At 43.0% G+C, this 10,565-nt stretch carries 10 protein-coding genes, 1 tRNA gene and 1 pseudogene; all 12 read right to left on the bottom strand.

Annotated elements, in window-relative coordinates; translation table 11 throughout:
• Positions 1–400 (bottom strand): SDR family NAD(P)-dependent oxidoreductase (locus RDQ32_RS06125; protein WP_308579507.1); only part of this gene is annotated, 400 nt, incomplete at its 3' end.
• A 9-nt stretch (positions 401–409) separates the two neighbouring features.
• Positions 410–1,588 (bottom strand): galactokinase, encoded by a 1,179-nt coding sequence (locus RDQ32_RS06120; RefSeq protein ID WP_308579506.1) that lies wholly within the window; start codon positions 1,586–1,588, stop codon positions 410–412.
• Positions 1,585–2,295: a sce7726 family protein gene (locus RDQ32_RS06115; RefSeq protein ID WP_308579505.1), complete on the bottom strand. Its 711-nt coding sequence runs from the start codon at positions 2,293–2,295 to the stop codon at positions 1,585–1,587. Before RDQ32_RS06115 ends, RDQ32_RS06120 begins: the two co-directional genes overlap by 4 nt.
• On the bottom strand, positions 2,285–3,814 hold the full coding sequence (locus RDQ32_RS06110; RefSeq protein ID WP_308579504.1) for a hypothetical protein: 1,530 nt from the start codon (positions 3,812–3,814) through the stop codon (positions 2,285–2,287). Before RDQ32_RS06110 ends, RDQ32_RS06115 begins: the two co-directional genes overlap by 11 nt.
• A 33-nt stretch (positions 3,815–3,847) precedes the next feature.
• Complete coding sequence (locus tag RDQ32_RS06105) at positions 3,848–5,188, bottom strand: L,D-transpeptidase family protein (protein ID WP_308579503.1); 1,341 nt, start codon at positions 5,186–5,188, stop codon at positions 3,848–3,850.
• 12 nt (positions 5,189–5,200) lie between these two features.
• Positions 5,201–5,940, bottom strand: a pseudogene (truA, locus tag RDQ32_RS06100) (tRNA pseudouridine(38-40) synthase TruA).
• Between the two features lie 9 nt (positions 5,941–5,949).
• Positions 5,950–6,861 carry a selenium metabolism-associated LysR family transcriptional regulator gene (locus tag RDQ32_RS06095; RefSeq protein WP_308579502.1) on the bottom strand — a complete coding sequence of 304 codons (912 nt, stop codon included), beginning with the start codon at positions 6,859–6,861 and terminating at the stop codon, positions 5,950–5,952.
• A gap of 45 nt (positions 6,862–6,906) precedes the next feature.
• Positions 6,907–7,893 carry a selenide, water dikinase SelD gene (gene selD, locus RDQ32_RS06090; RefSeq protein ID WP_308579510.1) on the bottom strand — a complete coding sequence of 329 codons (987 nt, stop codon included), beginning with the start codon at positions 7,891–7,893 and terminating at the stop codon, positions 6,907–6,909.
• A gap of 140 nt (positions 7,894–8,033) precedes the next feature.
• On the bottom strand, positions 8,034–9,299 hold the full coding sequence (locus tag RDQ32_RS06085; RefSeq protein WP_308579501.1) for a glycosyltransferase family 4 protein: 1,266 nt from the start codon (positions 9,297–9,299) through the stop codon (positions 8,034–8,036).
• Positions 9,300–9,363: 64 nt separating this feature from the next.
• A tRNA-Sec gene (locus RDQ32_RS06080) sits at positions 9,364–9,461 on the bottom strand.
• Between the two features lie 136 nt (positions 9,462–9,597).
• Positions 9,598–9,834 carry a DUF3343 domain-containing protein gene (locus RDQ32_RS06075; RefSeq protein ID WP_308579500.1) on the bottom strand — a complete coding sequence of 79 codons (237 nt, stop codon included), beginning with the start codon at positions 9,832–9,834 and terminating at the stop codon, positions 9,598–9,600.
• Complete coding sequence (yedF, locus tag RDQ32_RS06070; RefSeq protein ID WP_308579499.1) at positions 9,834–10,415, bottom strand: sulfurtransferase-like selenium metabolism protein YedF; 582 nt, start codon at positions 10,413–10,415, stop codon at positions 9,834–9,836. The genes RDQ32_RS06075 and yedF overlap by 1 nt, the downstream gene beginning before the upstream one ends.
• Between the last annotated feature and the right edge of the window lie 150 nt (positions 10,416–10,565).

Raw genomic sequence — 10,565 nt, 5'->3', positions numbered from 1 at the left:
CCGCCGGATCTCCGTAAACCGTTGCGGAGGAAGAGAAAATAAAGTTTTTGCAGCCGTATTTTTTCATACACTCCAGAATATTTAGGGTTCCTAAAAGATTATCATGATAATACAGAAGAGGTTTCACAACAGACTCTCCCACTGCCTTTAAGCCGGCAAAATGAATTACCGCGGAAATATCCGGGTGCTCAGAGAAAATCTTTTCCATGTCCTCTTTTTTCAGCATGTCCGCCTCATAGAAGGGAAAATCCTTTCCGCTGATTTCCTTCACCCGCTCAATAGCCTTTTTGCTGGAATTATAGAAGTTGTCAAAAACCACCACATCATAGTTTTCTGCCAGAAGCTCAATCACGGTATGGGAACCGATATAGCCTGCACCGCCGGTAACTAAAATCTTCATATTGCCTCCTTATAATTCTCTTGGACCGTCAGAAACCTCTGCCTCATAAAAGCTACAGGGGTAACCAATCTTTCTTTCATAGCTTTCCGCCACTTTTCTCTTGAATTCCTCTTTCTTGTCCTTTTCCAAAAGAGTAACAGTACATCCGCCGAAACCGCCTCCTGTCATACGGGAGCCGTAGACATAGGGAAGAGCTCTTGCTGCGTCCACCAAGGTATCCAGTTCTTCACAGGAAACCTCGTAATCATCCCGAAGGGAATCGTGGGAAAGATTCATTAATTCTCCAAAACGATGCAAATCTCCCTCTTCCAAAGCTTTCTTTGCCGCAATGGTTCTGTTATTTTCCAATACCGCATGCTTTGCTCTTTTACGAATGATAGGATCGGAGATTTCCTTTTCCAAAGCAAAGAAGTCTTCATCCGAAAGCTCTCCCAAGCTCTTAATGGGACGGAATTTCTGCAAAATTTTCAGTGCTTCTTCCGACTCTCTTCTTCTGTCATTGTAGGCGGAGCCGATAAGCTTATGCTTTTTATTGGTGTTACTGATAATGATGCAATGATCCTCTAACACTATGGGAGCATAGGAAAATTGCAGGGTGGCAGTATCCAAAAAGATCGCATGATCCTTCTTTCCCATCGCACTGGCAAACTGATCCATGATTCCGCAGTTCATCCCGTTATAATTGTTTTCACTGTATTGCCCGATTAAAGCCAGTTCCGGGAAGCTTACGGAAAGTCCGTAAAGCTCCTTACAAATGCTTCCCATCAAGACCTCTAAGGATGCAGAGGAAGAAAGTCCGGAGCCGTTGGGAATATTCCCGTAAAGCACTAAATCCAGACCGCAGGGAATGTCCAGACCTCTTTTTTCCATAGCCCAAATCACGCCCTTTAAATAAGCAGCCCACTGCTTATCTTCTAGAGGGGTAAAATCACTTTCTCCCGCAGAAATCACCCCTGCTCCCTCCACATTCAAGGAGTAAAAGCGGAAGTTTTTATCTTCTCTCTTCTTTACGGCCGCATAGCTTCCCATACTTAAAGCACAAGGAAAGACATGGCCTCCGTTGTAATCGGTGTGCTCTCCGATTAGGTTTACTCTTCCCGGAGCAAAGAAATAGCGAATCCCCTCTGTATTTCCATAAAGCTCGGAAAACTTCTCTTCTAATGCCTTTTTGATCTCTTCCTCTCTCATTTTTTTACCGTCCTCTTACTTCCTTTGCGAATCAAATGGGTAACCCCCAGCTTCGTTTTCGTCAATGATTTTTTTCTTCTTTTGTATTTTTTCTTTCTGATTTTCTTTCCTTTTTTAAGTTCCTCCGCTCCTTCTGCCTCAGTGCTTTTTTCTTCTACAGAAAATATCGTATAATCTCTCTCCAACAATAAATGAGAGAAATCTTTTTGCAGATCTTCTTCCGCAATTCTTTCTAAAAGATAATTCACTAAAAAGCTTTTGGATTTATTCTGATACTTGGGAAATCCGTATTTTTTCTGCAATTCCTGTAGTTCTGATTTCCAAAGTAAACTTGCCTTTCTTTTTATATCACAAAACGGATTTTTTTGCTCCTGTCGAAGTATATAAAAATCACATTTCCCTTCTACCTCTTCCACCGTGATAATCCCCCAAAAGGAGGGAACATGACTTTCTATGCTGTGGGCGTGTTTACTGCCCACTACCACCATATTGTAGTCAAAATATTGATTATAATTTTTTACCTGCCCCTCCAGTCGACTATAGCTGTCATGGTCCGATTTAATTTCAATCCCCATAAAGCTGTCTTCCTGTATCAGAACACAGTCTGCCCGGGCTCTTCCAATAACCTTTTCTTCCAGTATTCTGGACTTTCCGTAGCTTTCTTCCAAAAAGAAAAATAGACTTTCCCGAATCTCTTTATCGTACATCTCCGGGCCCCTGGTCGGAAATAATATATTCTTCCGAGCTGCTTTCCTCTTGCTTTTTTGTCTCCGTCTTCTTTTCTTCCTGTTTTGCAGCAGGCTTCTCTTCCTCTTTTGTTGCTTCGGTATTTTCCGAAGAAGCGGCCTGACTTTCCCCGGAGGATTCCGCTACCGCCTCGGAAGAAGCTTCCGCTCCGGCAGTCTCTGCTACGGGCATTTCCGGAACAGGAAGGGCTGTTCCGTTCTCCAGTCCCCTTTCCAAAGGAATTCCGGAAAGCATATAAAGCTCATGAAAATTCTCCCTTTCCTCTTTAGAGGCAAAGAGCAAAAGAATCTGTCCTTTGGGAAGAACTTCCTTCGTATATACACCTAAATAGCCGCTACCTTCCATACTGTAGCTGGCTGTAAGAATCCCGTCCACAAGACAGTTCCCCTGATTCGCTCCGGGAACCAAAGATAGAGACTGGGCCAAGATTCCGTTTTTTCCCAATACGCCTAAGGCTTCCATTTTTTCCCTTGAAAGCAGTAGTCCTGTGTCTCCGATTTCTTGAAATTCGTCTTTGGAAATCTTTATGCAATAGGGGTCTTGCTCCAATAGAGCATTTAAGGGAGTCTTTAAGCTACCCTGCTTGTTTTCTTCGCTTTTCGCCGAACTCTCCTGTCCTTCCTTTGCAGGTTTTTCTATAGCCTCTACAAAGGCATTGGGATAAAAGCGCCGAACAAAGACGGAATAGGCCTCCCCTTCCGTCAAAAAGGCTTTAGGATCCGTTTGCTTTTTTGCCATAAGCTCTGCAAGATTCATGAGCTCCAAGCCATAGTACTCCGCAAGATTCTTTACCACAAAGGCATTGTCCTTGGTATGCTTATCCTCTGCAAATGCCCGGTCTCCAATCAAACACAAAATTTCCGCTTCCGGAAACTTCCTTTGACATTCCCGAAGCAAAAGCTCGTAATAGTAAGGAAAGGTATAGGGATTGTCATAATCCGAGAAGGAAAGGAAAATCAAATCTCCGCTAAGCTCTTCCTCCTGCAATTTAAGATAGCCGGATAAGGCTGTGGCATTCCCGGGAAGTTCCGGAATATTCCATTCCACCTTTCCGCCGTATTTGTCTTCCAGCGCTCCCTGAACAGTGGTGAAAAAGTCATTTTCCCCCTTTAAATAATCATTTCCAAGAAAAAGAAGCTTAAGCTCTCCTTTTTTCTTTAATTTGTTGATACTGTTGGAAAGCTTATCCTCTTTTTGTTCTCCCGGTTTTTCCTCCTGCTCCGCAACTACCGTTTCCCCGTTATGCCGGTTTCTTTCCGCTATCACATTTTTCCCATAACGATACACCCCATAGAGAAAAATTCCTGAAAGTAAAAACGGCAAAAGAACGAAAAAGAGGAGAAAAGGACTTTTCCCCTTTCTCCCATAGGATTTTCTTTCTTTTTCCTCTGAACCCTCTCCCTCGGTTTCATGAGCAAAAGCTTCTCCGGACTTTTGCATACTCAGTACTTCCTGCTTTTGCTTATCTTCCCCTTGCACTTCTCTTCCTTCTTTCTACTATACTTTTTTCCATTAATGATGGCAAATGATCGGCATACCCTGATATACAAACTGGTACAAATCCTTTGCAATCCGGGGAGGGAGATTCACGCATCCATGAGATCCTCCTCTTAGATAAATATTTCCTCCAAATCGATTTCTCCACCAAGCATCATGAAAACCGATTCCCCTGTTAAAAGGCATCCAATAGCTCACCTTGGTTTCATAATCCTCCCCCTTCAATGTGGCATTTTTCGTTTTATAGGTAAGAGGATAAATACCGTCCGGAGTTCCGTTATTTCTGGATACATTTCCGGTCACACAGTCTGAGCTAAGCTTAATCTCTCCATTTTCAATGTAAAATATCTTTTGTCTTGCGATATCCACTTCCACATAGGTATTCCCTAAATCGGAGGCTCCTCTTCCCGGTGCCACCGTGTCATACTCCGCTTCTCTGGAAACCGCTTCATTGGACTTTAAATTTGAAAGCAGTGCCGCTTCTTCTTTTTTTACGGAAAGAGAAAAACCGTATTTTCCCTTTAACAGAAGCACTCTGCCGTCTTCCGTATGAAAAGCTCTTTCCTTACCGGCAGTGTCGGTAAGCGCCTTCAGTTCCTTTACATAGTCCTTTAATGCCTTTTTATTAAACTCTCCGTTTTCCAGCCACTGGTGATATCGATCCGGAGTCAACTCCACCGCCTCCCCGGAAAAATTGTAACGAAGGAGAGCTTGCAGGCTTTTGTTTTTTTCCTCCGCCATCGGCTTTAACTCTTCAGTTTTTGCCTCGGGCTTTTGATAAAAATCCCCCTCTCGTAAATCGATTCGGGAAGTTCCTTCCGAAATAGCCTGAATCAGCATGTTCCGGAATTTATCCCGGTCGATTTTTCCGCTCCACTGCTCATCTCCCACCGCATAGCCCTTTCCGGGAATATAGGCGGTAAGGAACGCAGCCCTTGCTTCTTCATCACTGTCATGCTTTTCAAGATACTTTGTAATAAAAGCATCCAAAGCAGCTTCGTCATAGTGCAGGCTTCCTTCTAAATCATAATTCTTTTTCTTTCCCAGAGAGAACAGGAGATAGAAGGAATCGGGTTTGGGAATATGAGAAAAATCGGAATCATAACGAAGCTGAATATCCTTTCCGTAAAGATCCTCCTGATTGCCGTTTTTATCAATAATAACAAGATGATAGGCATCCTGCCTTTTTTTTGAAAATAATTCCTGAGCTTCCTCCCTCTTTAAAAGAGAAACATCAACATTTTCAATGTAGGTTCCGGGGAAAAAGCGACCGGATAGCAGACTTAAACCAATTAAAACAATGCATACTATGGATAAAATACTTATTCCCAAGGAGCATAACAACGCTTTTTTCAATTTCAATCCTTTCTAATCGTAAAGAACCTTCATAAGACAAAGTCCCTTAGCCGGTGCCGTATAACCGGCCTTCTGCCTATCTTTTGCGTCAATAATCGAAGGAATATCAGTGGCTTTCCTTTTATGGTAGCCCACTTCTAAAAGAGTCCCCACCATAATCCGAATCTGATACTGCAAAAATCCGCTTCCCTCGAAGTAAAACCGAAGCAGATTTTGACTTTTTTGGATACGAATACTGCTTATGGAACGAATGGTGGATTTCTTCATCTTGGGATTGCCGCAGAAGGATTTAAAATCCAGCTTTCCGATCAAAAACTGAGCAGCCTCGTGCATAGCCTCCAAATCCGGCTCTTCCTCCAGATGAAGCAAAATCTTTCGATCGAACACCGGCTTTGTTTTTCCGATATAACAGGAGTAGCGATAGATTTTCCCCAGGGCATTATATCTTGCATGAAAGCGGGGACTGACCTTCCTTACGGAGACAATGGCAATATCCTCCGGAAGATAACGATTTCCGTAATCCTGAATTTCTTCCTCGGAAAGCTCCGTATCCAAAAATACATCCCTCTGGCATGCACCCCTGCATCGGTTCTGGAGGCACCGATAATCTCTACTCCCTCTTCATTTCCCGGAATTTTGGAAAAAACTCCTTCCAGCTTGCCCTGAATGGTAGCTTCTTGCTCCTTCTGTTTTTCAAAGCCAAAATATCGAGAGCCGTCATAGGCAACGATAAGCTTATAATTTTCCTTCATGAATATCCTTTATAAAATCTTTTGCTTTTCAACATGATTCTGCATCATTTGCATGAAAAGCTTCACCCGATTGCTCATGGGGTAATGGCTGTTGCTGACCAGATAAATTTTACGGAAGTAGCCGTCCTTTTGCAGAGGAAAATCCAAAAGCTCCTGATTCTTAATCGCATTCCTTGCGGCAAGACGGGAAACTATGGCTACCCCGATGCCCTCCTTAACGGAAAGCAAGATGGCACCGGTATTGGCAAAACGGGCAACCACCTTCATTTCCTCCGGCTTTAAGCCCATCTGTGTTAAAAGATTCACCGCCTCTTTTTTCGTGCCGGAACCGTTCTCCCGCATAACAAAATCCGCCTTTCGCAAGAAGGAAAGATCTCCCTCCTTCTGCTTATTCTGGTAAAATTCCGTATTGGGAGTGACCAATATTAACTCATCTTCATAGAAAGGCAGGAAATTGCAGTTGGACATGGGAACAATAGATCCGGAAAAAGCCAAATCCGCCCGGTGTTCAGCCACATCGGTCACTGCTCCCTTGCTGTCTGTCTCATGAATACGAAACTCTGTATTCGGGTATCGTTTACTAAAGTTTGCCAAAATACCGGGAAGCAGGTATTGCGCCGGAATGGAGGATGCTGAAATAATAATTTCATTTACCTCTTCCTTCTCTTCATCCTTGAAGGCATTCCGAATCTTATTGGAAAGATTCACAATATCCTTGGCGTAGAGATAAATCTGCTCTCCTTCATTAGTGGTATGCACTTCTTTTGTGGTTCTGTTAAAAAGCTGTACCCCCAAGTCCTCTTCCAAACTACTGATGTAAGAGCTCACTGTAGGTTGGGTAAGATATAACTCCTTGGCCGTCTGTGAAAAACTTTTGTTTTTTACGATACGAACAAATGCTTCTAGCTGTTTAATATTCATGCTACGTCTCCTTGTTGCCTTATTTGCTATTGCTTTGCAAGTTTATTAGTAGAGAATAATGTTTTTCTCTTCTAATTCCCTTACTTCTCCTATACAGGATACCGTCGTATCTAAATTTGCCTTTTCAAAAGCTTCCAGTGCTCGTTCCTTTTCTTCCATGGGAATACTGTAAAGCAATCCTCCGGAGGACTGGGGATCAAAGAGCAAATCCTGAAATGCCGTGGAAATTCTGCTGACATCCACCTTTCCCTCCTGGAACTTCCTGTTGGCGTAAGCCCCTGCCGGAATCATGCCCAATTCCGCATACTCCAGGCTCTCCGGAATATAGGGTATGGAGGAGGAATCCAAGTGAAAAGTCACCTTGCTGGCCTCTGCCATCTCCAAAGCATGTCCCATCAAACCGAAGCCGGTAATATCCGTGCAGGCATGCACCGTAAACTGATCCATCACTTCTTTACCCTTTCGGTTTAGGGAAGCCATGACACGGTAGGACTCCTCTTTTGCTCTTTCACTGGCAAATTCCACCTTGGCGGCGGTATTAATAATTCCTGTACCAATCTGTTTCGTTAAAAGAATACAGTCACCGGGTCTGGCTCCGTAGTTTTTCTGAATCTTCTTGGGATCTACAAGACCGGATACGGTAAGGCCGTAGAAGGGCTCATCATTTTGAATGGAATGTCCTCCAATCAAGATGGCTCCGGCTTCTTTCACCTTATCCGCTCCTCCCTTCATAATTTCCGATAAAACATCAGGAGAAAGGCAATTCGGAAAACCGACTATATTCAAGGCTACCTTGGGAATGCCTCCCATCGCATAAACATCGGAAAGGGCATTCGCCGCTGCAATCTGTCCAAACAGGTAGGGATCATCCACTACCGGAGTGAAGAAATCCACTGTTTGAATCATTGCCAGATCCTCCGTAAGCTGGTAAACCGCTGCGTCATCAGAAGTATCCAACCCTACCAATACATGAGGATCAAAATCAAATTTTGGAAGCTTGCTCACAACGTGAGCAAGGGTCTCAGGACCTATTTTCGCGGCTCAGCCGGAAAGCTTGGTCATCTGGGTTAATCTAAGTTTACTCATCTAGTCTCCCTTACTTAACAAAGCAGGGAAAGGTACAGAACCCCTTCCCTGTTAATTCTATATCAGCTTTCTATTGTACGGTTTATCTATAAAAAGTCAAGATAAGACAAGACTTTCTCGGCAATTCCATCCCAGGATAGGCTACCCATGGAAATCATTTTGGAATACTCGCTATCCATACAAAGAGCAATTTGTTTTTCTAAGCGTTCCTCAAATATCGGAAGAGCTTCCTCCGGTATTTCATCCGCATTTTTACGAGGAGGCAACTCCACAAAAAAGATCGGTGCTGTGGGAAGATTTTCTGAAAAAAACTCTTCCAAGCCTTCCAAAGCCGTAAGAACCACCTTATTTCCACAAGCCAAGGACTCAATCACCGTCATAGGAACTGCATCAAAGAATGAAGGCAGAAGAAAACAATCGGAAAATTCATACCAGGGCACCAGATCCACATAGTCCAAACGACCTAAAAAGTGAATGGGATAGCTACAGGTCTTGGCCAAAGCATAGACTGCCTCCTTCTCCTCCTTATTTCCGTTATCTCCAATCATAAAGAGGCGAAAATTCTTCCTTCCCTTTTGAGAAAGAGCCTCCAGGCTTCTTAAAAGAGAAAATACTCCCTTTTTTTCTCCCAGCTTTCCGGCAAAAAGCAAGTCTATACTTGCTCCCTTGCTAAAAATTTCTCCTGAAGCAGTTTGAATCTCTCTTCTTCTGGGAATACCATGGGGACTGACCACATCTCCTGTGGGTAGGCCAAGAACTTCCGAATTATAGCCAATCCCGATATTCACTACCTTTTCAGGCTCCACACCATAAAGACGAAGAACTTCGTGCCTCTGTGCCTCCTTAGGTGTAAGAATTTTATCCAGCTTTTGAATGTTTCGGATAATTCTTTCCTTTTCCAAATCATGCTTTTCCATTTGACGAAGATCTGTATTATGGCAAAAAGCAAAGATAGGAATATCGGGACATTTTTCCCTAACCAGGGCAGTAAGCAGATATAGATGATGGCAAAGAATCAAATCCGGTGAGAATCGGTCCAACACTTCTTCCAGCTTTTTAGAGAATGCTCTTTCAAACTGTTCCAACATTTCCTTCGTCAGATCCTTATATCTGGTACTCTTATAAGGCATCTCATCACTCATTCCCAAAACCGGATAGGGCAATTCTTCCGATTCATAATACACCGGGAAAAAATCCACGGAAGGAATATCCGGAAGCTTGTCTTCCCTGGTGACCCCGCAAATCACAGCCTGCTCTTCTCCAAGATGCTGATAAGATTTCAGAATCTCTGTCAGGTAAATTCCGGAGCCTGTGCTGCTGGGTTTTTGTGTAATGATACTGAGTATTTTCATCTTCCCTCCTACTGAAAAAGACTGCCCGAAAAAGGGCAGTCTGAACGGCAAATGCCGGAATCTTTGGCGAAGGTGTGTGAGAATCGAACTCACCTAGGATGTTCTACACATCCAACACTGGTTTTGAAGACCAGGAGGCTCACCAGGTACCTATCCACCTCCAAATGAACACTGCACACTATACCATAGAAAAAAATGCTCTGTCAAATCTCGAATAGATTCATAGAAAATCACAATAAGTTTCTATAGAAAATTCCTATAGATCAAGAAAAAATGACAAAGCAAATTTCAAAAATTCCTAAAATAGAATTTCATGTACGGAGCTGGGCTCAAGACCGGCTTCTTTACAAGCCGCCAAAGTGCTCTCTCTATTCTTCAAAGCCGTACTCCAGGCAAGTCCGCAGCCTGCGGAAATCACGGAAGGAAGGGGAATCAGTCGTCCCGGCAGGTCCTTCTCCTTTCCCAGCTTCTCCATCTGCAAGGCATCCACCGTATTATGAAAGCTTAAGATACATTGTAAAGTTTTCTCTCTCATTATGGTTTAATAATCTTATCGGACTGCATCTGTGTTTCCACAATCTCATACATATTGGAAATAATACCTACAGCCACCTTCTCCTTAATTTTATAATAGTCTGCACAAAGCCCGCAGGTCATAATCTTCACACCGGCTTTCTCCAGAGTCTTTAAGTCGGAAAGCACCGGAGAATCCTCTGATGTTAAATAAGCTCCACTATTGTAGAAAACCATAGCCGTTGGCAAAGGATCCACATTACTTAAAGCGAAAACAAAGGACTTAATCAAAGTATGGCCAAGCTCCTCCGCACCCTCTCCCATCTTGTTGGAAGAAAATACCACAGTACAAGTAGCTTCCTTCTCCTTGGCTGCACCCTCCTGCTTCTTCACTTCAATACGAACCTCAAATTCTTTCTCAGAAAGTTTTTGGGAAGCTACCGCGTACTGAAATTTTTGTCCCAGTCTCTGCAAATTCTGTACTGCGGTCTCATTATCCACCAGTACGGTAAGAATTCCTTCCTGCATCTCCTCCATAGCCTTCTTTGCTTCCACCACGGGAAGAGGACAAGCCAAGCCTTTACAGTCTAAGTTTTTATCCATTTTGCTTCTCCTTTCAATAATGATTCTCCTAAACTATAAAAAATTCAGGAGAAAAAGTCTAATAAGAAATTATTATAAAAAGACTGTTTATATTTCAAATTAATATAAATAGACTTCTTTATCTCTCTACTACTTTTACTTCCCTTTTCG

This window comes from uncultured Oribacterium sp. (genome assembly GCF_902481605.1).
In the GTDB taxonomy this organism is placed as follows: domain Bacteria; phylum Bacillota; class Clostridia; order Lachnospirales; family Lachnospiraceae; genus Oribacterium; species Oribacterium sinus.
The sequence above is the reverse complement of the archived record's forward strand: the minus strand, read 5'-3'. Positions and strand labels throughout refer to the sequence as shown.

What these genes read in the sequence shown, in the direction of transcription:
- RDQ32_RS06120 (WP_308579506.1), bottom strand. Translation starts at nt 1,588, where the DNA reads ATGAGAGAGGAAGAGATCAAAAAGGCATTAGAAGAGAAGTTTTCCGAG.
- yedF (WP_308579499.1), bottom strand. Translation starts at nt 10,415, where the DNA reads ATGGATAAAAACTTAGACTGTAAAGGCTTGGCTTGTCCTCTTCCCGTG.
- RDQ32_RS06115 (WP_308579505.1), bottom strand. Translation starts at nt 2,295, where the DNA reads ATGTACGATAAAGAGATTCGGGAAAGTCTATTTTTCTTTTTGGAAGAA.
- RDQ32_RS06095 (WP_308579502.1), bottom strand. Translation starts at nt 6,861, where the DNA reads ATGAATATTAAACAGCTAGAAGCATTTGTTCGTATCGTAAAAAACAAA.
- RDQ32_RS06075 (WP_308579500.1), bottom strand. Translation starts at nt 9,834, where the DNA reads ATGAGAGAGAAAACTTTACAATGTATCTTAAGCTTTCATAATACGGTG.
- RDQ32_RS06085 (WP_308579501.1), bottom strand. Translation starts at nt 9,299, where the DNA reads ATGAAAATACTCAGTATCATTACACAAAAACCCAGCAGCACAGGCTCC.